The 25,968-nt window shown below is 61.5% G+C and carries 20 protein-coding genes and 2 pseudogenes; 15 read left to right on the top strand and 7 right to left on the bottom strand.

The window, feature by feature from the left end; genetic code table 11:
- Positions 1 to 809 precede the first annotated feature (809 nt).
- Entirely contained in the window at positions 810 to 1,163 is a 354-nt protein-coding gene (locus AWB65_RS20425; protein WP_087668871.1) for a BON domain-containing protein, read from the bottom strand.
- A gap of 99 nt (positions 1,164 to 1,262) precedes the next feature.
- Positions 1,263 to 1,724, bottom strand: a pseudogene (locus AWB65_RS35690) (DUF2950 family protein); the annotation flags it as partial.
- Positions 1,725 to 1,973: 249 nt separating this feature from the next.
- On the opposite strand from AWB65_RS35690, the gene AWB65_RS20420 reads away from it, so the two are divergent.
- The 6 genes from AWB65_RS20420 (at position 1,974) to AWB65_RS20395 (ending at position 9,611) form a co-directional block, all read left to right on the top strand.
- A complete protein-coding gene (locus AWB65_RS20420) occupies positions 1,974 to 3,287 on the top strand; it encodes a DUF2254 domain-containing protein (protein ID WP_087668870.1) in 1,314 nt (437 codons plus the stop codon).
- An 18-nt stretch (positions 3,288 to 3,305) separates the two neighbouring features.
- Entirely contained in the window at positions 3,306 to 3,983 is a 678-nt protein-coding gene (locus tag AWB65_RS20415) for a carbonic anhydrase (RefSeq protein ID WP_087668869.1), read from the top strand.
- A gap of 319 nt (positions 3,984 to 4,302) precedes the next feature.
- Positions 4,303 to 5,601: a DUF3300 domain-containing protein gene (locus AWB65_RS20410; RefSeq protein ID WP_087668868.1), complete on the top strand. Its 1,299-nt coding sequence runs from the start codon at positions 4,303 to 4,305 to the stop codon at positions 5,599 to 5,601.
- 12 nt (positions 5,602 to 5,613) lie between these two features.
- Positions 5,614 to 6,528 carry a DUF2950 domain-containing protein gene (locus tag AWB65_RS20405; RefSeq protein ID WP_087668867.1) on the top strand — a complete coding sequence of 305 codons (915 nt, stop codon included), beginning with the start codon at positions 5,614 to 5,616 and terminating at the stop codon, positions 6,526 to 6,528.
- Complete coding sequence (locus AWB65_RS20400; protein WP_087668866.1) at positions 6,528 to 6,869, top strand: hypothetical protein; 342 nt, start codon at positions 6,528 to 6,530, stop codon at positions 6,867 to 6,869. Before AWB65_RS20405 ends, AWB65_RS20400 begins: the two co-directional genes overlap by 1 nt.
- A gap of 321 nt (positions 6,870 to 7,190) precedes the next feature.
- Entirely contained in the window at positions 7,191 to 9,611 is a 2,421-nt protein-coding gene (locus AWB65_RS20395) for a mechanosensitive ion channel family protein (RefSeq protein ID WP_235007705.1), read from the top strand.
- A 994-nt stretch (positions 9,612 to 10,605) separates the two neighbouring features.
- Here AWB65_RS20395 and gad read toward each other — a convergent pair.
- On the bottom strand, positions 10,606 to 11,985 hold the full coding sequence (gene gad, locus AWB65_RS20390) for a glutamate decarboxylase (protein WP_087668864.1): 1,380 nt from the start codon (positions 11,983 to 11,985) through the stop codon (positions 10,606 to 10,608).
- A 41-nt stretch (positions 11,986 to 12,026) separates the two neighbouring features.
- Positions 12,027 to 12,342: pseudogene (locus AWB65_RS20385) on the bottom strand (bifunctional aspartate transaminase/aspartate 4-decarboxylase); the annotation flags it as partial.
- Positions 12,343 to 12,757: 415 nt separating this feature from the next.
- On the opposite strand from AWB65_RS20385, the gene AWB65_RS20380 reads away from it, so the two are divergent.
- Entirely contained in the window at positions 12,758 to 13,060 is a 303-nt protein-coding gene (locus AWB65_RS20380) for a hypothetical protein (RefSeq protein WP_087668863.1), read from the top strand.
- A gap of 196 nt (positions 13,061 to 13,256) precedes the next feature.
- Here the strand turns inward: AWB65_RS20380 and AWB65_RS20375 are convergent, their stop codons facing one another.
- Together AWB65_RS20375 and AWB65_RS20370 are read right to left on the bottom strand one after the other, a co-directional pair.
- Positions 13,257 to 15,479, bottom strand: a complete 2,223-nt coding sequence (locus tag AWB65_RS20375) for a xanthine dehydrogenase family protein molybdopterin-binding subunit (protein ID WP_087668862.1) — start codon at positions 15,477 to 15,479, stop codon at positions 13,257 to 13,259.
- Positions 15,480 to 15,968: a (2Fe-2S)-binding protein gene (locus tag AWB65_RS20370; RefSeq protein ID WP_087668861.1), complete on the bottom strand. Its 489-nt coding sequence runs from the start codon at positions 15,966 to 15,968 to the stop codon at positions 15,480 to 15,482. It lies immediately after the preceding gene.
- 142 nt (positions 15,969 to 16,110) lie between these two features.
- Here AWB65_RS20370 and AWB65_RS20365 point away from each other — a divergent pair, with 142 nt between their 5' ends.
- A complete protein-coding gene (locus AWB65_RS20365) occupies positions 16,111 to 17,016 on the top strand; it encodes a LysR family transcriptional regulator (protein ID WP_087668860.1) in 906 nt (301 codons plus the stop codon).
- Here the strand turns inward: AWB65_RS20365 and AWB65_RS20360 are convergent.
- A complete protein-coding gene (locus AWB65_RS20360; RefSeq protein ID WP_087668859.1) occupies positions 16,994 to 17,896 on the bottom strand; it encodes a LysR substrate-binding domain-containing protein in 903 nt (300 codons plus the stop codon). The two genes, AWB65_RS20365 and AWB65_RS20360, sit on opposite strands and share 23 nt — an antisense overlap.
- 241 nt (positions 17,897 to 18,137) lie before the next feature.
- Here AWB65_RS20360 and AWB65_RS20355 point away from each other — a divergent pair, with 241 nt between their 5' ends.
- The 7 genes from AWB65_RS20355 (at position 18,138) to AWB65_RS20325 (ending at position 25,966) form a co-directional block, all read left to right on the top strand.
- Complete coding sequence (locus AWB65_RS20355; protein WP_087668858.1) at positions 18,138 to 19,094, top strand: amidohydrolase family protein; 957 nt, start codon at positions 18,138 to 18,140, stop codon at positions 19,092 to 19,094.
- Positions 19,094 to 20,020 carry an amidohydrolase family protein gene (locus tag AWB65_RS20350; protein WP_087668857.1) on the top strand — a complete coding sequence of 309 codons (927 nt, stop codon included), beginning with the start codon at positions 19,094 to 19,096 and terminating at the stop codon, positions 20,018 to 20,020. The genes AWB65_RS20355 and AWB65_RS20350 overlap by 1 nt, the downstream gene beginning before the upstream one ends.
- A gap of 78 nt (positions 20,021 to 20,098) precedes the next feature.
- Positions 20,099 to 21,496, top strand: coding sequence for a UbiD family decarboxylase (locus tag AWB65_RS20345; RefSeq protein ID WP_087668856.1), 1,398 nt, complete (start codon positions 20,099 to 20,101; stop codon positions 21,494 to 21,496).
- Complete coding sequence (locus tag AWB65_RS20340; protein ID WP_087668855.1) at positions 21,493 to 22,065, top strand: UbiX family flavin prenyltransferase; 573 nt, start codon at positions 21,493 to 21,495, stop codon at positions 22,063 to 22,065. Before AWB65_RS20345 ends, AWB65_RS20340 begins: the two co-directional genes overlap by 4 nt.
- Before the next feature lie 42 nt (positions 22,066 to 22,107).
- Positions 22,108 to 23,169, top strand: coding sequence for a CobW family GTP-binding protein (locus AWB65_RS20335; RefSeq protein WP_087668854.1), 1,062 nt, complete (start codon positions 22,108 to 22,110; stop codon positions 23,167 to 23,169).
- A gap of 58 nt (positions 23,170 to 23,227) precedes the next feature.
- Entirely contained in the window at positions 23,228 to 24,568 is a 1,341-nt protein-coding gene (locus AWB65_RS20330) for a nucleobase:cation symporter-2 family protein (RefSeq protein ID WP_087668853.1), read from the top strand.
- Between the two features lie 12 nt (positions 24,569 to 24,580).
- Positions 24,581 to 25,966, top strand: a complete 1,386-nt coding sequence (locus AWB65_RS20325; protein ID WP_087668852.1) for an isoxanthopterin deaminase — start codon at positions 24,581 to 24,583, stop codon at positions 25,964 to 25,966.
- Positions 25,967 to 25,968 lie beyond the last annotated feature (2 nt).

Here is a 25,968-nt window from a genome sequence, read left to right as displayed (position 1 = left end):
CCGACGATACTGCTCGAAGCCGGCGCCTTGATCTGCTGCCATCGCTAGGGTCTTTTGTCTCATTCAATATAAACGGCCTGCCACCCTGATGCGTTGACCTTTTTCAGCATTGCCTTAGCCTCGTCGGACTCGTTGGCAATGGCATCGCTTACCATCCCAGGGTGGCACGTGAGCGTAAGGCCCGCACCAACTAGCACCGCGCCGGTCCGTACAAAGTCCCTTTTGTTCATCGCAACCTCCGTCGTAGTTGTTACGTGGGTTATCTAATGGCAGTGATCATCCAGAGTAGTGCTGGACAGCATGTGAGTATCCTTCGAGAGACGAAGAACGTGTCCCCCTCACCACAACCAAAGGAGCGTCTGACGCTCGCTCTGAAGATGCCGGTTCTACTGGCGTCGACTTTAATGCGTTTAAGCCATTCGCTCAAGCGGGAAACAAAGAAGCCTTGACGACAGCGAGTCGACACGTAGCAGGTTTCAACAACCATGCTCGACAATCGCACCACGCTTGCGATGTGGCCGGGTTGCCTATGCCTGTGCGCAGTTTACTTCCTCTGGCTCTTCATCCTCTTCGCCGCCTGTTCTTGTTCCGCCCTAGCGTCAAATGATTGGCTGATAGCCAGAAGAAAGTTCATCGACTTAAATCCCCCCACTTCCCCATCGCGTCCTTTGCGAATGCGTTTGTTGTTGTGGTGACCGCAGCATCGCACTCGCGCAGCGCGGTCAGTGCAGAAACCGCCTGCGCACGACAGTGCGGAAGTCAACGAAGCCAATCCTCGTTGCCCACTGCCATCTATGATGATGATTCTGTTAATACCCTTTCGTATAGAGCGTCAGATAGTTACTCACCGACGTTACGCCCGGCACGCCCTTCGCCACTTCCGCGGCCTGCTCGATCTGAGGACCTTCCGACACGCTGCCGGACAATGTCACCACTCCGCCGCGCGCCTTCACGAAAACGTCCGACACGTTGAAGTTCGGCGCTTTCGATAACGCCTTGCGTACATCGCGAGCTAGCTTCTTGTCCGCTGCTGTCGCCCTGCTTGAACTTGCAACCGGACTCGACGCCAGCGGCATAGCGCCGCTGGCTTGCGCGTAAGCATTCCCCGCGAGCGCCACGCATTGCGCGACGACGAGCAGATTGATGACGTTGCATGCTTTCATGATTGCCTCTCCCGTTCGGCCTGCCAGATCGTGAGTCAGACATAGCCAACATCCCTCTTCCAACAAAGCTGCTTGCACGATTAAGAAACTGCTGCACAATTAATCAAGGAGCGGTTCGAGATTTGAGGATTGACAGTACTTATGGCTATCGGGATAGGGTAACCTGCTCCAGCCCGCACCTGCGTCAAACGACTTTGTGGCCTCCGCTTTGGCTGCGCTATCGAGTTCGATGTTCCGCTCATAGACCTGACCGGAATGCTTCCCCATGAAGGTCTTGACTCCAGTGTCGCCGTATTTCACTGGCCATGCAATGACGGCAGATCCGCCGAACAGATTGCCTCACACGACTCAATCATAGGCACCGCCAGGCGCGCGTACCCAAAGTAGTCGTCACTCGCCTACTGCGCGAACTGGATTGACGAACACCCCGCCAACCGGACTCGAGTTGTCATCAGCTTCGGCAAACCAGTACGAACCGTCGTGTTTCCCCGACAAACTTACGATCCTCGAGACATAGGCAAGCACACCCTCGCCGTCGTGGTAGGCCCGCGCATACTCACGCTGCGCATCGTAGCGACGCTCTCAGTAGATTTCTAGGAACGGACCAGACGAAAGTCCCACGAGGTCCCCGACGAGTGGGCCTAAGGTCTCATTGACGGGCCTATAGTTCAGAGATCATATTTCATCTGGGAAGGTTCACGCGCCCGTAGCCTCACCCATGCCAGCGAAACTAACCCATGACCGGCGAGTTCGGTTTATGGACGTTCCAGCGGCGCCCGATGCAATACGAAGCGAAGGGAGAACGCAAGCATGGACTGGAATCGCCGGTACAGCTTAAAGAGCTACCTGAGATCTTCGCTGTGGACGGTGCCGCTCATCGCGGTCGCAGTCTATGCCGTGGTGAAGCCTGTGGCTGAAATGGTGGGCAGGTGGATGATCAGACAGGGAACCCTCGATCCGAAGACCGGCTTTCTCGGACTTTCCATGACAGGGGCGCGGTCGTTGCTCGGTGACATCGTTTCCGCAGACATGGCGTTTCTGGTATTCACGTTCGGTTCGCTGCTCGTCGCAATCCAGGTCGCTGGCGGACAGTACACTCCGCGCATCATCGCGACGACATTGCTGCGCGACAACATCATCCGCGGCATATCGGGGCTATTCGTTTTCACACTGCTGTTCGCCAATAGAACGCTAGGCTGGATGGGCGAGGATGAGGTACACCAGCTTCAAGTGTTCATTGCAGCGTTATTCGGATTCGCTTCCGTCGTCGCTTTCCTTTTCCTTATAGACTACGCCGCGAAGTTCCTGCGTCCCGTCAGCCTCGTGGCGCGCGTCGGGGGGCAAGGGATCGCGGTCATCGAGAGCGTTTACCCCGAGCCGGCCGCTGATCTACCGTCTCCGCCGGAACATGACAAAGGGCGAGGCACTCCTGATCGCGTCGTTCGTCAGCGCGGCAAATCCGGCATTGTTCTGGCCGTAAATCTGGAAATGCTGATCGCGAACGCCCAGCGTGCCGACATCATCATCGTGTTCGTCCCGCAGGTCGGCGATTTCGTCGCGGAGGACGAACCCTTGTTTTATTTGTATGGAAAATCTGGAGCAATCGACGAGCGCAGATTGCGCACACTCGTCGCTTTCGGGACGGAACGCACCATGGAGCAGGACCCGATGTTCGCGTTTCGCATCCTGGTGGACATTGCATTAAAGGCGCTGTCGGCGGCGATCAATGATCCCACCACGGCGGTGCTTGCGATCGATCAGTTACACCGACTCCTGCGCATGGTAGGCAATCGGTCTTTGCACATCGAAGAGATAACGGACAGGTCGGGGCGGGTGCGCGTTATCTTTCGCACGCCCAATTGGCAAGACTTCGTGCATATCAGCTTCCGCGAGATACGACAGTACGGCGCGGGCAGCCTTCAGATCGCGCGGCGTCTGCGCGCAGCGATAGAGAACCTCCTCGAAACCCTTCCGGAGGATCGTCATGGTGCATTGGACGCCGAGTTGGCACTGCTCGATCGCGCGATCGCATTGAAACATCCATTTGCGGAGGACCTGGCGTTGGCCCGTATCCCCGACCTGCAAGGGCTCGGAGGTTCGGCCGCTTCGAAGGCAAACCACTAGCCCTTCCAGAGGCGAACCATGCGCAAGCTTATAGAGGGCATCGTCGAATTTCGCGAGAAAATGCTGCCGCACTATGCGAAGCAGTTCAGCAGACTGGCGCTCGCGCAGACACCTGATGCGCTCTTCATCACGTGCTCGGATAGTCGCGTTGTGCCCGACCTGCTCGTGTCGACCCATCCAGGTGATCTCTTCACGATGCGCAACGTGGGCAACCTGATACCGCCAGCGACCGCAGAGGGGGTTTCTACCGGTGACGTTTCAGAGGCAAGCGCGATCGAGTACGCAGTGCTGGTGTTGAAGGTCGCGAATATCGTCGTGTGCGGGCATTCGGAGTGCGGCGCGATGAAAGCCGTGTCCACACGCAAAGCCAAGCTGCAAACGCCGAACCTCGATAGATGGCTGAAGCACGCCAACGACGCAGCGTTTCGCCTCGAACACGAGGGTCCGCTCGATGACAGGCTGAAACCGCACGATCAGTTGTCACAACTCAACGTACTGGTACAGATCGAGCATCTGATGACTTACCCGATCGTCCGCCAGCAGGTCACAGCTGGGGCGTTGATACTGAGCGGCTGGTGGTTCGACATCGCGACTGGCGACATGTATGCCTACGAGCGCACGAGCCGCTCATTCGAAGTGATCGACCGCGCGGCGGCTGATCGGATCATTGCGCGGCTTGCTGGACCGGCGCGATGAAACTGCGTGAAGCGCCTTTACATGAGATGCATTCTTTTCCAGAGGGACGACATGCAGTCCCACGGAGACCAGGGTGTCGAAAAAACCAAACACTTTCCTTGGAGCCGACGCTGCGGTCCACCCATGCCTGGCGCGATCCATCGCTCGCCCGCCGGGACGCGAGATATGTGAACCTCCAATCGTGCATGATGACCTATTATGAATCTACAGAACATCCCGACAAGCGCCTATAAGCTGCACAACCGTTTTCGTTAAACTCGCAACGGCAACAAGTAAATTGGATGCAGTCCGGCCTCGTAGTATGTTGGGAGGAGCAGCCATGACCCGGTGGATCGACCGACTGTTTCAAACGATCTGCATTTGGTTTCTCGTTGCGCTGATGACACAGGCGAGCGGCGTGCATGCTCAGGGCCAACCGCAGCAGGCGACCTTCAAGCCCGAGGAAATCGAGGCGCTCGTGGCGCCGATCGCCCTGTATCCGGACTCGGTGATGTCCCAGGTCCTGATGGCCTCGACCTATCCGCTCGAAATCGTGCATGCCGCGCGCTGGGTCAAGGCGAATCCGAAAATCAAGGGCGACGCGGCGGTCAAGGCGGTACAGGACCAGCCGTGGGATGTCAGCGTGAAATCGCTGGTCGCGTTTCCGCAGGTACTCGAACCGATGAACGACAAACTCGACTGGACTCAGAAGCTCGGCGACGCGTTCCTCGCGCAGGAAAAGGACGTGCTCGCTGCGGTGCAACGGCTGCGCGCACGCGCTCAAGAATCGGGCAATCTGAAGTCCAATGAACAACAGAAGGTGACCGTGGAAGCCGCGCCGGCTGGCGCCCAGGCTACACAGACCATCGTGCGCATCGAGCCGGCGAACCCGGAGGTGATCTATGTGCCTGCCTACAACCCGACGGTCGTGTATGGCGCATGGAGTTATCCGGCCTATCCTCCGTATTACTGGCCGCCCTCCCCGGCCTATTATCCCGGCGCCGCGCTCGCCACCGGATTTGCCTGGGGCATCGGCCTTGCCGCCGCGGGAGCAATCTTCAGCAACTGCAACTGGGGCGGCGGCGACGTTAATATCAATGTAAACAAGGCCGCCAATATCGATCGCAACTTCGATCGAAGCAAGGTCGAGGGCGGCAAATGGCAACACGACGCGAGCCATCGTCAGGGCGTCGCGTATCGCGACAATGCGTCCCGCGAGAAATTCGCGAAGAACGTCCCTGGCGCCGATTCGCGCGGTGACTTCCGTGGCCGTACCGGCGGCGCGTCTGATCGCGCCGCGGTGGCCGACCGAGCCGGCGCGGGCAACCGCGCGGGCGGCGCGAACAGCGCGGGAGTGGCCGATCGTGCGGGCGCCGCGAACAATGCCGGCATGGGTAACCGCGGCGGCGGCGCGAATGCCGGCGGCATCGGCGATCGCGCGGCGGTATCCGACCGGGCCAGCCCCGGAGGCGCCCGCGACAGCTTCAGTGGCAGCCGCGACAATGCCTTCCAGGGCGTGGGCCGCGGCGGAGCCTCGCAGCAGGACTTCAACCGGGGCCGCTCCAGCGCTCAGGCTTCGGGCTTCAGCAGACCGGGCGGCGGCGGGATGCGGGCAGGTGGCGGCGGACGCAGGCGCTAAGGAGACACCAGCATGAAGGCACGATTATTCTTTCCTGCGGCGCGAACCATCGCCATCGGCAATTCGATTACTGTCGCGCTGACACTTTGTTTCGGCGTGTCCTCTGCATACGCGCAAAAAGACTTCAAGTCGCCGGAAGAGGCGATGACATCATTCGGCAATGCCGTTGCCAATAACGACGAGCCGACGTTGAAGGCTTTGCTCGGCAACGACTTCCGGGAACTGATCCCGCCTGTGGGCGCCGAGATCCGGAGCCGCTTCCTGACGGCCTGGGACGCGTCGCACGCGATTCAAGCCACGGGCGCCGAGCATGCCGACATCGCGGTAGGCAACGACGGCTGGACGTTCCCCATCCCGCTCGTCAAGTCGGCTCAAGGCTGGCACTTCGACACGCGCGCCGGCGTCGAGGAAATGCGTTTGCGCCGCATTGGACGCAACGAGCTTGCCGTCATCCAGACGATGCTGGCGATCTACGACGCGCAACGCGAATACGCGGAGACGGACCACGACGGCAGCGGTGTGCTCGCCTATGCGACAAAGCTATCGAGTTCGCCTGGCAAGCGAGACGGCCTGTACTGGCCGACCGGCTCCGATGACAAGCCGAGCCCACTTGGGCCCGCCTTCATGGCTGCGGGCGCGCGCAACACCGGACAGGCAGGCTACAACGGTTACCACTACAAGCTGCTGACATCACAAGGCTCTCACGCGCCGGGAGGCGCATATGACTATGTCGCCCACGGCAAGCTGTTTGGCGGCTTCGGCGTGATTGCCTGGCCCGTTCGCTATGGGGATACCGGCATCAAGAGCTTCATGGTCAGTCACGCCGGGCAGGTCTACGAGCGCGATCTTGGCCCTGACGGTGCGAAGAAGGCGGCAGCGACGACGTCGTTCGACCCTGGCCCCACGTGGACGAAGGTGTCACCTTGATGCGCATTCTGTACGCCGCTGCCTGCAGCGTCCTTATCGTGCTATCGGCGTGCGCGTATTACCCCGTACCGGCTGCCGGCACCGTGGTGATGACGCCAGCCAGCTACGATCGCTCGTTTTCCGCCGCTGCAGGTGCGATGCGAGACGAAGGACTGACCCTGACTGTCCAGGACCCGGCGAGCGGCAACATCGCTGGACAACTCGGCAACAGCACGGTGACAGCAAACGTGCGCCAGCAATCCGATGGCAGCGTACGGGTGCAGTTCGACGCCCGTGACGCGCAGGATCCGACGTTGCTCGACCGCATTTCGCGCAGCTACGACCGTCGCATGGGGCGATAAGCTGTCGCGCGAGAACGGCACAGCCTGACAGGCGCTAGGAAGGTAGTGGGTCAACCACGAACGCTAGTCGAGTTGTAAAGGATATCTTCTGCGACCCAAGAAACGGCTGTCAGGCGCAAAATTCGTCGCGCCGGACAACCCCGCGGGGATAAGGAAGCCGATCGGCGATGTGATGCCGAAGGGCGCCGCCTGACAGCGCAGCGACGCGGCCCTCCAAGTGACGCGTCGAATAATCTACCGCGTATTAATATCGTTCTGATCCGGTATCAGTAATCCGTTACATCAATGACATTTTGAAGGGATTTCCTTCATTGGATCGCCATGAATGCATCCATGGGACGTGAACCCTGCGCTATTCCTCTCTTCGCCAGCTTGAGGATTTGCACTGCTGCTCGCGGTCGTTACAGACGCATGCGCGCCTTTCACGATGGTGCGTGGCGTACCGTGTGGATCGCTTGCGTATGGTTCGCCGTTTCGAGCCTGGTTCTGTCGACACCAAGCCTCACGCTGGCGGCCGTAACACCGCTATCCGCCGGACTGCAGCGCCTCGTCAACGGCACTACAGGCGCGTCAGAACCGCCTGCATCGACGGCGCAAGCAGCAGCCGAACCGTCGCCTGCCAGTCAGTCCGATCCGGACCGCTCATTGGACAACCTGATTCGCACGCTCGATAGCGACACTCAGCGCAAAGCACTTGTGACGCAGTTGAAGAAGGCGCGCGACACCGCGCAGAGCGTCGAGCCCGATGCATCCACGCAGCCCAAGCGCGATCTGCTTGGCACGATTGCTTCAGGCATCAAGTCGGTCGAGGCTAATCTCAACGAAGGCCGTACGCCCCTGCACTTCTGGTCGAGCCGCTTGAGCACGGCCGCGAATGAATGGAAGACGGTCGTCGCCGGAGAACGGAACGAATCGTTCGGTCAGGTTCTCTTCGGAATGTTCGTTACGCTGTCTGGCTGGGGTGCCTGTACGGCCCTGTTGATCTATGGCGAGCGGCGCATCCGTGCTCGTTATAACTGGCATGTCTCGCCGATGCCGACAGCGACGTCGCTCGAACTGTTGGCATTCGGACTGCGCCAGACGGTGCCGTGGATCGCCGCGTTCCTCGCGGCAGTGCTGTTCGTGGGAACGAAGTCCGATGCACTGGGCTATACGCTTGGGCTCGTAGCGGCCTATTCGATTGTCGCGGGCGCGGTCTTCTCCTCCCTCTGCACGCTCGTGTTCAGGATGTTCGGCACCTCACACCGCCGCGTCGCAAACCAGTTGCTGTCCCCGCGCGCCCGCGCCCTGCTGTTCGTGATCGGCGCATGCGGCGCACTCGGAGACGCTGCTTCGAACCCCGATGTGACGCAACTGCTCGGACCGAATCTGGCCGGACTCGTATCGACTTTCGCAAACGTGACCGTTGCCTGTTCGAGCGTCTATTTCGCTCTCGCGTACCGCCGGCCTGTCGCCCATCTAATTCGCAACCGCGCCTATCAATACAGGCATGGTCACAAACTTGCAACCGAAGCCCTCGACATCCTTGCATCCCTTTGGCACATTCCCATTCTCTTGATCGCAATCGCGTCGATCGTTGCGATGATTGATGGGCGCGGCACGGAGAGAGGGGTGTTGCAGCCTTCGCTTGTCAGTGCGGTATTGCTCGTGCTCACACTGTTCCTGTCGGCACTTCTCTTTCACCTAACGCGCGTACGGAACAACCGGGCCCAACGCCGCACGCCACATCTGATGCGACTGCTGCGCTTCGGCGGCACGCTATTGATTTTTGCGATATGGCTCACCTACATTCGCTTCGAACTGGAATTGTGGAGCGGCCCAGTTGCGCGACTGCTCAAACAAGGCGCGATGACGCCGGGCGTCAAGCATACATTCGTTGCGTTGGCGACGACTGTTTTCGGCGCCTGGTTTGTATGGATTTTGATCGACACCATCATCCTCGAAGCACTGAGCCCGAGAAGTGCCCGCACCAAGGCGCTCGATCCAGGCGTACGCGGACGCACGATATTGCCGCTCGTCCGCAATGCGCTCTTTGTCACGGTTGTCGCAATCGCTGGTATCGTCGTTGCCGCCAATCTCGGCGTCAATCTGACACCGCTGCTTGCGGGCGCGGGCGTGATCGGTCTCGCAGCCGGGTTCGGTGCGAAGTCGCTCGTCACCGATCTGATCACCGGCCTTTTCATCATCGCCGAGGAGACGATCTCTATCGGCGACTGGATCGACATCGACGGTGGCCATGCCGGCACGGTGACGGACCTGACGATCCGCACGGTCCGCTTGCGCGACGGGCAAGGAGCGATACACACCATTCCCTTTTCACAGATCAAGATTGTGAAGAATCTTTCTCGCGACTTCGCCTATGCGGTATTCGAAGTGCGGGCCCCGTTTTCCGTCGACATGGACGAGATCAGGCGCCTCATTGCCGAAGTGGGCGCCGAAATGATGGCCGATTCCCACTTTAAAAACGAGATATTGGGGGCTGTCGAAGTGTGGGGGCTGGAACGTTTTGACGCGAACTGGATGGTCATCAAAGGACAGTTCAAGACGCGGCCGCTACAGCAGTGGAGCGTGACACGTGCGTTCAACGAAAGGCTCAAATGCAAAATGGACACCGCAGGCATCGAAATTCCGATTGCGCAGATGGAAGTTCATACGTTGCAAAAAGAGCTGTCGCCGCCGAAAGACGTCTCAGTTGACAAGAGTCGAGACCTCTTCGACGAAACAATGAAGATTCAACCATAGTCGTTTGTCGGTTTGTCTACGACATGCATATGCGCCTCGCCAGCCCGGCACGCGGGAGTATGCGTTCCCTCAAGAGATAAAAACGACGAGTCGGTGCAACGCGGGTGGGAATGCCTCGTCGAGTGCCTGAATGTTGGCCTGACGCCCATAGGGGCCGTCGGCGTCGTCGTGCCGGAGGAGCTTGTCAATGAAGTTGCGAGCCTGTCAGGAAGCGCCTGCAGCAGGTTGAAAGGATGCGTTGTTCCATGCCAATTTGGTCTAAGATTTAAAAGTCAGAAAACGATTGCTGGCCCGCTCGTCGCCACGGGCCGCCAGTATCGGAGGCGGACTCCATGGGCTTTGTCCTATCAGCCATGATTTTCCTCACGTCGACTGGATTTCTTGTCAACGCTGCGGTGGCGCCAGCCCCGACGGCGGCGATTGCGTCATTCCCCACGCCCGCCTCCAGCGAAGGTAGTGGCTGGCTTCCACAGCTAAGTCACGAATTCTCCGACGAAGGCACCACTCCCTCAGCAAGCTTGAGAGCCACGGTCAACAACGCGCCGGCGGACGAACGAAATAGCACGAATGCACGCGACTGAAGCGCAAGTTCGTCGCAAAGGAACTCGACCGCTCGATCGCACCCATGTCGCGTTGCGCATGGTGAGGCAGCAGGTCGACGGACTTTCTCTCAGACACATGAGGCATGCTGGCATGGGGAAAACGCTAGGTGCGCAAGCGCCCGGTCATTGCGCGGGCGGAAGGGTCTGCAGCACGAGAGGTTTGCGAACAGTACCGTGCTGCTCGGGCGCGCTGCGCAGCCCGCTAGTCGACGAACCTACTTTTCGGCGAACGCCGTGATTTCGGCATGGGTCCAGTTTTGGTTTTTTGCGCTGCTATAGGGACGCTAAACTGACGAAGACTGCTATCAGCATCTCGAACTGGCTGACGGCCCGCAGGAGTGACGCTTCACGAGGGCGACGGCGGTGCGCCCTCCATGCACTCACATCAACGTTCAGCACTTTGCCGCCGTACTCTTCTCGTCGGTGTGCCCGTGCAGTTCAGGCGCCGTCGCGCTGCCGCCGTGCTCGTCGAGATACTTGCACGCACTGACGATATCGCGCGCGAGGATCATGGCCACGTTGTGGTTGATGTGCGGCCGCACCACCACCCGCAGGCTCCTTACCTCCTGTGCATCGGGCGGCATCGAATACGCCGAGAGCACCCAGCCCTTTTCACGCACCTTGTTCGATACGTCGAACTCGTTGAACTTCTTGACCTTCGGGTCGAGCGTGACGGCGACCACCGGTATGCGCTGCGTTTCGTTCATGATCGTGAAGTAACCGCTCTTCACGAGTTCGTCGCGCAGGGCCACGGCATTCGCCAGCGTGTGCGTCATCCCGCGCTTGTAGCCGTCGAAGCCAAGGCGCAAGAACTGGTAGTACTGGACCGCGATCGGCGCGGCGTTGCGGCTGAAGTTAAGCGTCGCTGTCGGCATTTCTCCGCCGAGGTAGTTCACGTAGAAGATCAGGTCCTCGTTGAACACCTTGCGCTCGCGGAATACGACCCAGCCGAGCCCCGGTGGCGTGAGCCCGAACTTGTGCCCCGACGCGTTGATCGACTGCACGCGCGGCAGGCGGAAATCCCACTTGTAGTCAGGATAGAGAAACGGGTTCACGAAGCCGCCGGAAGCGCCGTCGATGTGCATTGGAATCGAGATGCCCGTTTTCTTCTCGTAGGCGTCGAGCCAGTCGTGGATTTCCTGGATGTCGTCATCTTCGCCCGTGAAGGTCTGCCCCGCAATTGCCACCACGGCGATCGTGTTCTCATCGACGTACTGCTCGAGACGCTCGGCGGTGAGGCGATAATTGCCCGGCTTGAGCGGTACGATGCGCGGCTCAACGTCAAAATAGCGCAGGAACTTCTTCCATACGACCTGCACGTTGCCGCCCGTCACCATGTTCGGCCGGGTCGCGTCCTTGCCCGCTTTCTCGCGCGCCTGCCGCCAGTTCCACTTGTGCGCGAGCCCGGCGAGCATGCAGGCTTCCGACGAGCCTATCGTGGCCGTGCCGTATGGTTCGACCCCTTTCGGGCCATTCCACAACTGATGCAGCCACTTCACCATGCGCGTCTCCATTGCGAAGACTTGCGGATACATGTCGTGGTCGATGTAGTTCTTGTACATGTTGCGCTTGGCGACCTCGACCGCTTCCGGCTCCGCAAAGGTCGTCACGAACGACGACATGTTGAGCATCGGATTGGCGTCGGTCCATTCTTCGCTGACTACCAGCGCGGCAGCCGCGCGGGCCGAAATGCCGGACTTCGGAAACTCGTTCTCCGGAATCTCGAAGTTGAATTCGTCGTACGGCGTGACTTTTTCGACAGGTATGGCCATTGTCTTTCTCCTGAGCATGCGGATGGGATAACGCAAGTTGGCTAGAGCGCCTTGTTTTTGTCGACGTTGTTGCCGGACTCGGCGTTATATCGCTCGACATGTTCCCCGAGCAGTTCCCGGATCGCCCGGCCGATCTGCACGCAGTCGCTCTCGTTGAGATTCGCGAGCGATACGCGTCCCGACGGACGCTGCGTGCCGAAGCCGCGTCCCGGCATCAACACGACGCGCGCGTTCTTCGCGAGCTTGCACGGCGACTCCGACGGGCCCGTGTTGTTGATGGTCCAGGCAACGAAATCGCGTCCATACGCGCGCGCCGAGGAATTCGAGATCGAGGATCGTGTAGTAATCGACCTTTGACATCGCTGTCGAAGGCGATGCCGATTATGTGTCACTGGCAGACTAGGCAATCAGCCGGCACGCCGGTATTGGACCATGGTCCAATATGCGCCAGCGAGATACCGTCGTACAAAAACATTGGAAGCCATGCAGCGTCGGCTTGACCGGGAGCCCGACGCAATGACCATCCATCGAAGTACTGTCGAGCATTTTCTCCTGTAACTGCCATTCCAAATTGGCATGAAAATTGTATTTGCTGCTTTGCACAAATACGCCATACTACCCATCACAGAACGTAGCGCACCACGTAAAGCGCTCGGATGGCGGCAGCATGGTGGAGACGGCTGCGGCCACTGCCGCTCGTCGATGGCGAGCCGCGTTAGGCAGTGTGCCCGAAGAAGCGACGAACCGTTGCTGAACCCCGGAGGCGGACGACATGCTGACTTTGGCCGAATTGCAAAGCACGCTGCAAATCGAGTACGAACTGCGGCTCGAATCAATGGACGAGCAGGCGTTACGTACGTTGCTCGCCGATCCGAGCGCACTAAATCCACTGATGCCGGCCCATATGAGTTCGACGGAGGGGCGCCGGATAGCGAAAGCCACGCTTGAGCAACTTGTCGCGCGCAAGCCGCCGAGCGGCGAACCAGTCATTTCGCATAAGGCCGAGCCCCTATGGGCGCAGTGGTTCAAACCGTTCTGGACGCAGCTGCTCTTCGGGGCACGCAAGGGTGAGTGACGACGCTAGGCCAACGCAACCAATGGGCTGGCGCACTAGCGGGGCGCCGTGGCCGGCCGATCCGTTCCCTGACGCCGAGGAGCGATAGCGCAAGAGTTGCTCGGTTCCGATAGCCACACTCCCCGCAGGGCCGCCCCATCGTTGGTTGCTTGATGGATCGACATGCGAACATGCCGGCTTTCCTGCCGTCCATTCGTCACGACGCATTGGCGTGCACGACGTTCTGCAAATCGAACGGCGTGTCTCGCACGCGCTTTCCGGTCAGATTGAACACCGCATTCGCGATCGCGGGCGCAACGGAAGGGCTCGACAGTTCGCCGACCCCGCCCGGCTTGGACGGATCGCCCTGGACGATATGTATCTCGATGTCAGGCATGTCACTCATGCGCATCACGCGATACGTGTCGAAATTCTTCTGCCGGACCCGGCCGTGTTCGATATCGATACGATCGGCCGTGGCGTGTCCGAGTCCCCACATCAATCCACCATACAACTGCTCTTCGACCCCGCCCGGCGAGACCGCCAGGCCGCAATCGGCCACGCACGTCAGTTTCTGAATCACGATGCTGTTACCCTGCCGCGCCACCCGGGCGATCACGGCGACGTAGCTGCCGTAAGCGCGATTGGTCGCGACGCCAAGCGCGGTTCCTGATGGCAACGGCTTGCCCCAGCCTCCCCGCGTGGCGGCCTCGCGCAAGACGGCCGCGTGACGCGGATCTTGCAGGTGCGCGAGGCGGAAATCGACCGGGTCGCGATGTCCCGCGTGCGCGGCTTCATCCATGAACGACTCGACCGCGAACACGTTCGGGATATAGCTTACCGCTCGATACCAGCCGGTCGGCACGCCTGTCTCGTGCCGCACCCAGCCGAGGTCGACATTGGGTGCACCGTAGGCAAACTCGTATTTGCTGATCGCTTCGGTAGTGCTGTAATCCATCCGGTCCGGACGGTCGAAATAACCGGGCTCCCACTGTTCCGGCGACGCCGGCATCACCGCTCGAAGTCGCAGCGCGATCAGATTGCCGCGCGCGTCGAGTGCGGCTTTCGCGTGGTGGTAGCTTGCCGAATGATGGAAGAGCGCGCGCATCTCGTCCTCGCGGCTGTTCATCAGCTTGACGGGCTTGCCGGTCTGCACTGCGAGCCACGTCACTTCGAAGAGCCAATACTTCGATTCACGCGCGCCGAAGCTGCCGCCGGACACCAGCTCATGCAAGACGACCCTGTCGGCCGGAATATTGCCGATGACGCTTGCCGCCTCCTGCGCCGTCGATGGGACTTGCAAGCCGCCCCAGTACTCAATACCGCCGCCCTGCGCCCACGCTGTCACGTTGATCGGTTCCAGCGGATTCTGCGCCTTGTACGGCATCGTGTACGACGCCTCGATCGTGCGTGCGCCCCGCTTCCAAGCCGCGCCTACATCGCCGTTCTGCACAGTCGGCACCACCCGCGCAGCGGGATCGTCGAGCCAGGCGGCCTGACGCGCGGCAAGCGTGCGGCTGTCGAATGTTTCGAACGGACTGTCTTCCCATTCGACCCTCAACGCGGCCTGCCCCTTGTGCGCCGACCAATAGTCGTCGGCCAGCACGGCAACGCCCGCCTGGTTCCCGCCGAGTATGTCGGGCCGTCCGGGTATCTGCAGCACATACCGGACGCCCGGCACGGCGAGCGCCTCCTTGGCATCGACGCTGCGCACGCGCGCGTCGATCACCGGCGCGCGCGTGACGACCGCGACCAGCATCGCCGGCAGCGACACGTCGATGCTGTAGCGAAACGCGCCCGTCGTTTTCTGCGCGGCGCCGCGCTTCTTGTGCAGCTTGCCGATGTACTTGAACTGCGACGGGTCTTTCAACGCGACGTCCTTCGGCGCAGGCAGCCGCGCCGCGCGCTGCGTGAGCGATCCATAGCTGGCGCGCTCGCCATTCGCCTGGCCGACGACGAAGCCGTTGTCGGTCGAACAGGTGGACGGCGCCACGTTCCACTGCGTGGCGGCCGCCGAGATCAGCATCGCGCGCGCGGTGGCGCCCGCCCGTCTCAATCGATCGTATTCGAGCGATACGCTCGTGCTGCCGCCCGTCGAAAACACTTTCCACAGCGGATGAATATAGTCGGCGTAGAACGGATTTTCAGGCGTGATCACCTCCACGCGAAACGGATCGATATCCAGTTCTTCCGCGACCATCGCGGCCAGTGCCGTATGCGTGCCGGTTCCCGAATCATGCTTGTGGACCACCAGCTTGATCGTGTCGTCGGGCAGTACGCGCACCCAGGCATTCGGCGCGAAGCCGTCCGCATGTGCGGCCGATTTGGCACAGGCCTCGGGCAGTTCGAACCCGATCGCGAGACCGGCAACCAGCAACGATGAACCCTGTTTCATGAAGCGCCGCCGTGCTGCACCGTGGGCGGTCGTGTGATTGCGCATTTACGCCTCCCTTGCGGCCGCAACAGCCAGCGCCGCATCACCCGATGCCGCACGCTTGATGGCCTTGCGAATCCGCGCGTAGGTGCCGCACCGACAGATGTTGCCGGACATCGCCGCCGTAATCGTTTCGTCGTTGACGGCCGGCTTGCCCTTGAGAAACGCCGCAGCCTGCATCAGTTGCCCCGATTGGCAATAGCCGCACTGCGGAACGTCCTCGGCAACCCACGCACGTTGCAACGGATGATCGCCATCCTTCGACAAGCCTTCGATCGTGGTGATGTGCCGGCCTGTCACCGCGGCGATCGGCAGCAAACAGGAACGCACCGCTTCTCCTTCCAGATGCACCGTGCATGCGCCGCAAAAGCCGCCGCCACAGCCGAATTTCGTGCCGGTCAATCCGAGCCGGTCACGTAGCACCCACAAGAGCGGCATGTCTTCCGGTACATTGTCGAGCGAGTGCCGCGTGCCGTTGACATGAATTTCGATCATGCGTCGTCTCCTGATTGTGGTTATGCAACGCGCCTCGATAAGTCGCCTCAGCGAGAGCGCGTGCCTGCGATCATTATTGAAAGCACGCGCGCACAGCGCCAGCGACGATTTCTTTTAATCTCCGTAAGCCCGCCTAACACCCATGCTAAAGCGCTACCCTTCGATCCAGTCGATGCAGGCTTTTCTGCAGGCAGCGCGCGCCGGCAGCTTTTCGAGCGCCGCGCGTCAGTTGTCGCTCACGCATAGTGCGATCAGTCAGCAGATTCGCACGCTCGAAGAATTCGTCGGACAACCGCTGTTCGTGCGCGAAGGAGCACGCGTTGTCCTGACCGACGCGGGCGCTCTCTTTGCGAACCAGCTAGGCGATGGCTTCGAGCAGATCGATCGTGCGTTGTCGTCGGTCAAGGAGCGCGCGGTCAGGCAATCGATCACGCTCGACGTCGATCCGGAGCTTGCGCAAAGCTGGCTCGTCGCGCGTTTGCCTGCGCTGCTCGGCGCGTTGAACGGCACGGCGTTGACCATGTTGTCCGCACCGCGTCACGACCGCGGCGCGTTCGAGCGCGCCGATCTTGCGTTGAGGTATGGGTACGGCGAATGGGACGGCTTCGACAACGCGCTGATCTGCGGCGATCGTCTGACTCCCGTGGGCTCGCCCGATCTTCTGCGAACGCGCGGGCTGAACGCGCTGCTCACTGCGGAGGAGATGCTGAGCTTGCCGTTGCTCGGCTACACGAAGCGTTCGTGGATTCCGTGGCTCGCCGCGGCAGGCCTGCCTGCAGTCGAACCGGACGCCGTCGCCGTATTCGACAACGCCGCCGGGTTGATCGCGGCCGCGAGCGCGGGCGTAGGCGTGGGTCTCGCACGTGGCCTTCTTGCCGCCGATGCCATCCGCAGCGGCAAGCTGATCGAGCTCACGCAAGTGGAAATCCCGACGCACTACAACCTTTACGCGGTGTGGCCGCGTGAAAAAGCGACGCGCGTGGCGCCGCTCGTCGAAGCGATGCGCGAACTGGTGCGGCAGACGGTCAACGTTGAGCCGCTGGAGTAGCTGAAGTAGCGGCAGCCCGCACCGTATCGAGGAAAAGCGAAAGCACCGGAGACGGCGCTTCCGCCCGATACCGCGCGTGAAGCGACACCTCGGGACGTGGCGCGCTCAAAGGTACGAATGCCACTCCGCCGCTCGACAGTTGCTGCGCCGACGAAGGCAACAGCGCGATACCGAGCCCCTCGCGCACGAGGCACAGCAGCGTATGCAGCTCGACGACCTCCTGCTCGATGCGCGGCGTGAATCCCGCTTCGACGCAACAGTCACGCAAGAAGCGCGCGAGCTGCGATTGCAGCAAGCCGAACGACAGGAAGCGCTCCGTCTCAAGTTCGCGCAACGCGATCTCCTCGCGGCCAGCGAACGAATGCGAAAGCGGCAATGCCACCAGCGCCGACTCACGCATCACCACCTCGCTGCGAATCTCCGGATCTTCGTGCGATACGCGGAAGAAGCATACATCCAGCCGCCGTTCCTTCAATGCCTGAAGCTGCGCGGCGGGCGTCATTTCATGCAGCGTCCAGCGCACCTGCGGATGCTTGCGCGCGAACTCCCCGAGCGCGCGCGGAAACGGCTCGACCATCGCCGAGCTGATGACGCCGATTTCCAGACTTCCCACTTCGCCACGCCCCGCGCAACGCGTGAGATCGATCGCGCGCTCGAACTGCGCGAAGATCAGCGGCGCCTGCTCCTTCAGTGTTTTCCCTGCCTCCGTGAGTTCGACGCGGTGTTGCGAGCGCAGGAACAACGCCGTTCCCATCTCCTCTTCGAGGATGCGAATCTGCTGGCTCAACGGAGGCTGCGAAATGTGCAGCCGTGCCGCTGCGCGGCCGAAATGGAGTTCGTCCGCGAGCACCGCGAAGTAACGCAATAGCCGCAGGTCCATATCGAAAACGTATCAAGGTCGTGGTTGAAAAATATTGTACAGACCGCTCGTAACTTGTGAGACTTCATCGCAAGCAGCAGTGCACATCAGTGTGACACTCGATGCCGGCGAGGGGAAGACGCAATGACACGCGTCTTGCAAAGGGCCGCATGGGCAAGTCCGCAAGGGCTCCGTTCCATCGATGTGCCTGCCCGCGATCCGGCAACTGGACACGCCAGTTCCCCTCAAGGAGATCGAGACCATGATCATCGACACAAGCTGTTATCCGACCAACCTCGTCGACCTCGCGTGGCGTCACGACGGCGAGCCCTTCTCAGCCGAGCGCCTGATCGAAGTGATGGACGGCCCGTACATCATCAACGGAAAGCCGCGCCGTATCGACAAGGCATTCATCCAACCGCCGCAAGGCAACACCATCTATACGTGGACCGACGGCGAGCGCTCGGGTCGTGAGTCGATCGACGACTACATGGCCTACACCGTGGAATGCGTTCAGAAGTATCCGGAGCGTCTCCTCGGCTGCTTCGTCTATAACCCGCGCTGCGGTCCGGAGAACGGCGCCGATGCGATCGAGTTCTATGCGAAGGAACACGGCTTCAGGATGGTCCAGTTGCAGGCCAACATGCACGCGTATCGCCCCGACCGCGCGCTCGACTGGCTGCGCCCGGCCTTGCGCAAATGCGCGGACCTTGGGCTTCTCGTCAAGCTGCATACCGGCGATGGCCCGTACAGCATTCCCAGCGAGTGGTATCCGCTGATTCGCGAATTCCCGTCGGTGAATTTCATCATGGCGCACTTCGGCGTGCAGACGGGCGGCGTCTATTGCTTCGAGCCGTATCAGATGGCGCTCGATACGCCGAACGTGTATTGCGAATCGAGCTGGTGTCTGCAATCGCGGATCGTCGAATTCGCGAAGGTGCTGCCGACGCACAAGATTCTCTACGGCTCCGACACGCCGCCGAACGAACCTGGCATGTGGCTGCGCCTGCTCGAAGTGTTGTGCTACGAACCGCCGCAAGGGCTGAACCTCGACGAGGACACGCTGGAAGACTATCTCGGCAACAACCTCGCCCGCATGATCGGCATCGAGCCGAGCGCACCGCCGGCAAGCGTGGAAGAAGCGCAAGCCTATTTGAAACAGCACGCCGGCGCCGCGAAAAAATCCGCGCGCCAGGCCGATTACGCAGGAGCCCGCTGATGATCATCGATACCCATCTGCACCCGACCAATCTCGTCGACGAAGCCTGGCGTCACACGGGCGAGCCCTTCACCGGGGAACGCCTGCTCAAGATGATGGACGGACCGTACATCATCAACGGCAAACCGCGCCGCATCGACATGGGCTTCATTCAGCCGCCGCCCGGCAACACCGGCTATCGCGACGGTAACCGTCGCGGCCGGGAAGGCATTCGCGACTACATGTCGTATATCGCCGAGCTCACGCAGAAATATCCGGATCGATTCATCGGCAACTTCACGTACAACCCGCGCTGGGGTCCGGAGAACGGTGCCGCCGAACTCGAATTCCATGTGAAGGAATACGGCTTCAAGATGCTCAAGCTGCACGCGAACATGCACGGCTACCGGCCGGATCGCGCGCTCGACTGGCTGCGTCCGGCGATGAAGAAATGCGCCGAGCTGGGCGTCGTGGTGCTGATTCACACGGGCGACGGGCCCTACACGATTCCGACGCAGTTCTATCCGATCATCCGCGAATTCCCGATGGTGAATTTCATCATCGGTCATTTCGGGATTCAGACCGGCGGCAACTATTCGTTCGAGGCGTTCTGGATGGCGATGGATACGCCGAACGTGTATTGCGAATCGGGATGGTGCTATCAGTCGCGCATCGTCGAGTTCGCTCGTGAATTGCCGCGCAACAAGATCGTGTTCGGCACCGATTCCCCGCCGAACGAGCCGGGTATGTGGCTGCGCGAGCTGGAAATGCTGTGCGGTCCCGCGCCGCAAGGCATGGACCTCGACGAGGACGGTCTCGAAGACTACATGGGGAACAACATCGCGCGGCTGGTGGGCATCGAACCGACCAAACCGCCGAAGGACCTCGCCGAAGCGGAGAAGCGTTTGAAGGCGACTTACGTGAGCGAGATCGTGCAGCCCGCCTGACGCCGTTCGGTTCTTCATTGCAGGCGCGGTCGTGCACGCGCCTGCTCTTCACACGATCCCGTTCCAACGGAGCTCACGATGGCTCGCAATCCGTTTTGCGCCACGCAGGACTTTCATCGCTTCGCGTTCGAGTATCGCGAACGATATCCGGACGACGTGTTGACGCTCGAGCAGCCGGTGTCCGCGGATCAGGACGTGACCGCGCTCGTCCATGAACTCGCCGCCCGCGGGCAGCACCCGATGCTCGTCTGCGAGCAGGTCGATGGCATCGAAACACCGCTCGTCACGAATTTCTTTGCCTCCCGCGAGCGTATCGGACGCTTGTTCGACGCAGACGTCAAGGGACTTTTCGATGCCTATCAACAGCGCGCCAACGCACCGGTCGCGCCGGTCTATCTATCGAATGGTCCTGTGCTGGATGAAGTGACCGAAGGCGATGCCGTCGATCTAGACCGGTTGCCGATGATCCGCCACTTCGACACCGACCGCGGGCCGTATGTCACGAACGCGGTGATCGTCGCGGAAGATCCGGTGACGGGCATCGCCAACCTCAGCTACCACCGTTCGATGCGGCATGCACGCAATGCGCTCGCGACAAGCCTGCATTCGCGCGGCCACCTGTGGCGCATGCTTCAGGCGGCGAAGTCACGCGGCGACACCTTGAAGGTCGCGATGGTCATCGGCGCGCATCCCTTGTTCATGCTCGCGGCGGCGGCACGCGTGCCGTTCGGCGCCGACGAGCGCAACATCGCCGGGGGACTCTTGGGCGCGCCGCTGCAACTGGTGCGCACGCCGCGCTATGGCATCGGTGTGCCTGCCGCCGCGGAATTTGTCTTGGAAGGCACGATCGATCCCGACGCGCACGCCGAGGAAGGCCCGTTCGGCGAGTTCACCGGCTATTCGTCGGACCGATCGACCAACAACGTGCTGCGCGTCGATACGATGATGCGGCGCCGCGACGCGTGGCTCGTCGACGTGGTCGGCGGTCCGTACGCGGAGCATCTGACGCTCGCCCGCCTGCCGCGCGAAGCCGAGATGAGCGAGAAGCTGAAGGCACGCTTTCCTTCCGTCACCGCGCTGCACTATCCGAACTCCGGCACGCACTTTCATTGCTACGTGGCGCTGGACCAGACACGCGACGGTGAAGCGCGCCAGGTCATGCTCGCGCTGCTCGGCTGGGACCCGTACCTCAAGAACGTCGTGGCCGTCGACAGCGATATCGACATCGCCGATGACGCGCAGGTGCTGTGGGCCATCGCCGCGCATTTCCAGCCGCACGAGGACGTCTTCATCGTTGACGGATTGCCGGGCAGTCCGCTCGATCCGTCTTCGTCCGCTGCCGGCACGACGTCGCGCATGGCCATCGACGCGACGCGCGGATCGCACTTCGACGGCATTCGCGCGCGGATCAGCGAACGTGCGTCTCGGCGAGCTGTCGGCATCCTGGCGGACGTCGCCGCAGGAGCAGCACGATGAGCGCGCGCCGAATCGTGGTCGGCATCAGCGGCGCGTCCGGCTTCGTGTATGGAGTGCGGCTCTTGCAGTTGCTGCAAAGGCTCGATGTCGAAACGCATCTGACCGTGTCGCGCAGCGCGCTTTTGACGATGACCCACGAGACCGACTGCAAATTCGCTGAAGTCAGTGCCCTCGCCAGCTTCACCTACCGTTGCGACGACATGGCCGCTGCGATTTCCAGCGGCTCGTTCCGCACGCTCGGCATGATCGTCGCGCCGTGCTCGATGAAGACGCTCGCCGAGATCGCGAGCGGCATCTCATCGAGCCTGATCTCGCGCGCCGCCGACGTCACCCTCAAGGAGCGCCGCCCGCTGGTACTGCTCGCGCGTGAAACGCCTTACACGCTGGCGCATTTGCGCAACATGATCGCCGTGACCGAGATGGGCGGAATCATCGCACCGCCGGTGCCGGCGTTCTATGCGCGCCCGGTTTCACTCGATCAGATGATCGACCACACGCTCGGCCGCGTGCTGGACCTGTTCGGACTCGAAGCCCATACCGTTCAGCGCTGGAAAGAAACTAGCGCCTGATTGCAAAGCAGCACATCCAATCCCAACGACCGGAGACAAGCGATGACGCACGTTCACGCCACCCACAACGAAATTGAAAAAATCCCCGTCACCGTGCTGACCGGATTTCTCGGCGCCGGCAAGACCACGCTCCTGAACTACATCCTGCGCGAGAAGCACGGCCACAAGATCGCGGTGATCGAAAACGAATTTGGCGAGGTCGGTATCGACGGCGGGCTCGTGCTCGAATCGACCGAAGAAATCTATGAAATGACGAACGGCTGCGTGTGCTGCGTCGGTGCCGTGCGCGAGGATCTGGTGCGCATCGTCCGGATGCTGGTCGAGCGGCCGGAACGGCTTGATCACATCATCGTCGAGACGAGCGGGCTCGCTGATCCGTATCCGGTCGCACAAACTTTCTTCCTCGATGATCCGATTGCAAAACAGGTGACGCTGGATGCAGTGGTGACGATGATCGACGCCCGGCATATCGCCTCGCATCTGGACGACCTCGTCCTCGACGGCAGGGACAACCAGGCGGTCGATCAGATCGTCTGCGCGGACCGTCTTGTGATCAACAAGGTCGATCTGGTCACGCCCGCGGAGATCGCTTCGCTCACGGAGCGGCTGCGAGGACTCAACGCCACGGCGGAGATCGTCGAATCGAGCTACGCGCAGGTCGATCTTCGAAAGATCCTCGGCGTGGGCGCCAACGAGTTCGCGCAAACGCTCGTCGCAGCGGACGATACCGGACATGAGCACAGCCGCGACGAACATGCGCACGACGAACCCGATCACGCCGATCATCAGCATGACGAGAGCGTGTCGTCGGTCGGTATCGAAGTCGAAGCGGACATCGAGTTCGATGCGTTGCAGAACTGGCTCGCGGAACTGCGCCAGTCCGACGCCACGAACCTTTTCCGCATGAAGGGCATCCTCGCGGTGCGGGGCCAGTCGCATCGCTACGTGCTGCAAGGCGTGCATGACATCTTCGAATTGCGCGCGGCGCAGCCTTGGGGTTCGGAGCCGCGCTCGTGCCGCATCGTGTTCATCGGGCGCGACCTCGATCGTGCGGCGCTGACTGAGCGCTTCCACACCTGTCTCGCCATGCCGGTCGCGGCCTGACGAAGCAGCGGCGCCGCACGGCGCGCTTTGATCGATAACGATAATCAGGAGACACGCAATGAACACCGGACAACACCCCGTCGATCGGATCTTGCCAAAGCGTCAAATGATCACGCTCGGCTTGCAGCACATGCTCGTGGCTTACATCGGCGCCATCGCCGTTCCACTGATTGTGGCGTCCGCGCTGAAGATGTCGCCAGCGGACACCACCGCCTTGATCAGCACCGCTCTCTTCTGCTCGGGCATCTCTACGGTCCTGCAGACCATCGGCATCTGGAAGTTCGGCGTGCGCCTGCCGATTCTGCAAGGCGTCGCCTTCAGCAGCGTGGGGCCGGTGATCGCGATCGGCATGAGTCCGGGTGTCGGCTTCGCGGGCGTATGCGGCGCGGTGATCGGCGCCGGGGTGTTCACGATGTTCGCCGCGCCGCTCGTCGGACGCTTGCGCCGGTTCTTTCCTCCCGTCGTGACAGGCTGCATCGTCACCGTGATCGGCTTGCAGCTTTTTCCCGTCGCGTATCAGTGGGCGGGCGGTGGAGAAGCCGCGCAGCAGCGCTTCGGCGCACTGCCTTTCTTGAGCGTCGCGTTGTTCGTCGCGCTGGTGATCCTTGCGATCAACCGCTTTGCCAACGCGTTCCTGCGCAATCTGTCGGTACTGATCGGGCTGGTTGCCGGCAGCGTTCTGGGCTGCCTGCTCGGCATGGGCGACTTCTCGAACGTGGCACAGGCGCCGTGGCTCACGATACCGCTGCCGTTTCACTTCGGCACGCCGGTGTTCTCACTCGTGCCCGTGATGACCATGATCGTCGTGATGGTCGTGCAGATGGTCGAGTCGATGGGTCTATTCGTCGCAATCGGCGACATCGTCGAAAAGAACGTGAGCGAGGAGGACGTGGTGCGTGGCATGCGCGCGAACGGTCTCGCGAGCGCGATTGCCGGAATGTTCGCGGCGTTCCCATTCATCGCATTCATGGAGAACGTCGGCCTCGTGATTCTGACGGGTGTGCGCAGCCGCTGGGTGGTCGCGGTGAGCGGTGTGCTCATGTGCATCGTGGCGATGGTGCCGAAGATCGGCGCAGTGGTGGCATCGACGCCCTCCGCCGCGCTCGGCGGCGCCGGGATCGCAATGTTCGGCGTCGTGGTGGCGGCCGGCGTGCAGACGCTGGCGAAGGTGGATTTCGAGCGCAATCGCTACAACGTGCTGATTGTCGGCTTCACGATCGCGACCGCACTGATTCCCGTGATGGCGCCGCAGGTCTTCAAGCACATGCCCGACTGGGCGCAACCCTTCGTACACAGCGGTGTGGTGTTGGCCTGCGTGGTCTCGGTCGTTCTGAACGCCGTGCTCAACGGCGCCCATGAAGAAGACGTCGTACCGGCGCACAGCCTGGCGCGTGAATAAGGAAATGAAATCGTGAGCACAAAACCCGAAGCGTTGCTGATCAAGAACCCCGTCGCGGTGATGAGCGGATTGCGTGGTGATGCCGCGCGGCTGGGCCAGGTGGATCTGCGCATCCGCGATGGCGTGATCCAGGCCATCGCGCCGAATCTGGAGGCGCGCGACGATGAGCGCGTCATCGACGCACGCTCATGCGTCGTTTATCCGGGATGGGTCAACACGCACCATCATCTGTTCCAGAACCTGCTGAAAGCGGTTCCCTCGGGCATCAACGCGGATCTGCAGGAGTGGCTCGCCGCCGTGCCGTATCCGCGTCTTGCGCGGTTCACGCCGGACCTGGCGCGCGTCGCGGCGCGCCTCGGCATGGCCGAACTGCTGCTCTCGGGTGTGACCACGTGCGCCGATCACCACTATCTCTATCACGCTGAAGGCACCACGGAAACCGGCGACCTCCTGTTTGACGAAGCGGCTTCGTTCGGGCTGCGCTTCGTGCTCTGCCGGGGCGGCGCATTGCAGGCGGCGGGCGATCATCCGGGCTTCTCCAAACTTGCGCTGAAACCCGAGACGATCGAGCAGATGCTCGCCGACATCGAACGCCTGAAGTCGCGCTATCACGACGCACGCGCGGCCTCGATGCGCCGTGTCGTGGTCGCGCCCACGACACCGACGTTCTCCCTGCCACCCGAACTGTTGCCCGAAGTCGCGCGCGCGGCGCGCGGCATGGGACTGCGCATGCATACGCATCTCTCGGAAACCACGCGTTACGTCGACTTCTGCAAGGAGCGCTTCAATCAGCTTCCGGTCGAGTTCGTTGCCGATCACGAATGGCTCGGACCCGATGTGTGGTTCGCGCACCTCGTGCATCTTCAGGCGAGCGAGATCACGATGCTCGCTGAAACGGGCAGCGGATGTTCGCACTGTCCGGTCAGCAACGCCCGGCTCGGAAGCGGCATCGCACCCGCGCCACAGATGGTCGCTGCGGGCGTGCCGATGTCCCTTGCCGTGGATGGCGTCGCGTCGAACGAATCCGGCAGCATGACCAACGAAGCTCACTTCGCGTGGCTCGTGCATCGCGCGGCGCAGGGGGCTTCGTCGACTTCGGTCGAAGAGACGATCCACTGGGGTAGCGCTGGGGGCGCAGGCGTGCTGGGCCTCGACGCGGTCGGCACGCTCGAAGTGGGCAAGGCTGCGGACCTCGTGCTCTACGAGGTCGACGACCTGCGTTTCTTCGGCTTTCACGATCTTGCAGTAGCGCCCGTCACGGCAGGCGAACCCACGCGCGTTCGCTACAACGTGGTGAACGGCAGAATCGTTGTAGACGATGGAGTGATTCCCGGCATCGATCTCGATGAACTGCGCCACGACGCCGCCGAGGGCGTCAAGCTGTTGCTGGCCGACTAGGG

This window comes from Caballeronia humi (assembly GCF_001544475.1).
GTDB lineage: Bacteria > Pseudomonadota > Gammaproteobacteria > Burkholderiales > Burkholderiaceae > Caballeronia > Caballeronia humi.
The sequence above is the reverse complement of the archived record's forward strand: the minus strand, read 5'-3'. Positions and strand labels throughout refer to the sequence as shown.

What these genes read in the sequence shown, in the direction of transcription:
- AWB65_RS20425 (WP_087668871.1), bottom strand. Translation starts at nt 1,163, where the DNA reads ATGAAAGCATGCAACGTCATCAATCTGCTCGTCGTCGCGCAATGCGTG.
- AWB65_RS20420 (WP_087668870.1), top strand. Translation starts at nt 1,974, where the DNA reads ATGGACTGGAATCGCCGGTACAGCTTAAAGAGCTACCTGAGATCTTCG.
- AWB65_RS20415 (WP_087668869.1), top strand. Translation starts at nt 3,306, where the DNA reads ATGCGCAAGCTTATAGAGGGCATCGTCGAATTTCGCGAGAAAATGCTG.
- AWB65_RS20410 (WP_087668868.1), top strand. Translation starts at nt 4,303, where the DNA reads ATGACCCGGTGGATCGACCGACTGTTTCAAACGATCTGCATTTGGTTT.
- AWB65_RS20405 (WP_087668867.1), top strand. Translation starts at nt 5,614, where the DNA reads ATGAAGGCACGATTATTCTTTCCTGCGGCGCGAACCATCGCCATCGGC.
- AWB65_RS20400 (WP_087668866.1), top strand. Translation starts at nt 6,528, where the DNA reads ATGCGCATTCTGTACGCCGCTGCCTGCAGCGTCCTTATCGTGCTATCG.
- AWB65_RS20395 (WP_235007705.1), top strand. Translation starts at nt 7,191, where the DNA reads ATGAATGCATCCATGGGACGTGAACCCTGCGCTATTCCTCTCTTCGCC.
- gad (WP_087668864.1), bottom strand. Translation starts at nt 11,985, where the DNA reads ATGGCCATACCTGTCGAAAAAGTCACGCCGTACGACGAATTCAACTTC.
- AWB65_RS20380 (WP_087668863.1), top strand. Translation starts at nt 12,758, where the DNA reads ATGCTGACTTTGGCCGAATTGCAAAGCACGCTGCAAATCGAGTACGAA.
- AWB65_RS20375 (WP_087668862.1), bottom strand. Translation starts at nt 15,479, where the DNA reads ATGCGCAATCACACGACCGCCCACGGTGCAGCACGGCGGCGCTTCATG.
- AWB65_RS20370 (WP_087668861.1), bottom strand. Translation starts at nt 15,968, where the DNA reads ATGATCGAAATTCATGTCAACGGCACGCGGCACTCGCTCGACAATGTA.
- AWB65_RS20365 (WP_087668860.1), top strand. Translation starts at nt 16,111, where the DNA reads ATGCTAAAGCGCTACCCTTCGATCCAGTCGATGCAGGCTTTTCTGCAG.
- AWB65_RS20360 (WP_087668859.1), bottom strand. Translation starts at nt 17,896, where the DNA reads ATGGACCTGCGGCTATTGCGTTACTTCGCGGTGCTCGCGGACGAACTC.
- AWB65_RS20355 (WP_087668858.1), top strand. Translation starts at nt 18,138, where the DNA reads ATGATCATCGACACAAGCTGTTATCCGACCAACCTCGTCGACCTCGCG.
- AWB65_RS20350 (WP_087668857.1), top strand. Translation starts at nt 19,094, where the DNA reads ATGATCATCGATACCCATCTGCACCCGACCAATCTCGTCGACGAAGCC.
- AWB65_RS20345 (WP_087668856.1), top strand. Translation starts at nt 20,099, where the DNA reads ATGGCTCGCAATCCGTTTTGCGCCACGCAGGACTTTCATCGCTTCGCG.
- AWB65_RS20340 (WP_087668855.1), top strand. Translation starts at nt 21,493, where the DNA reads ATGAGCGCGCGCCGAATCGTGGTCGGCATCAGCGGCGCGTCCGGCTTC.
- AWB65_RS20335 (WP_087668854.1), top strand. Translation starts at nt 22,108, where the DNA reads ATGACGCACGTTCACGCCACCCACAACGAAATTGAAAAAATCCCCGTC.
- AWB65_RS20330 (WP_087668853.1), top strand. Translation starts at nt 23,228, where the DNA reads ATGAACACCGGACAACACCCCGTCGATCGGATCTTGCCAAAGCGTCAA.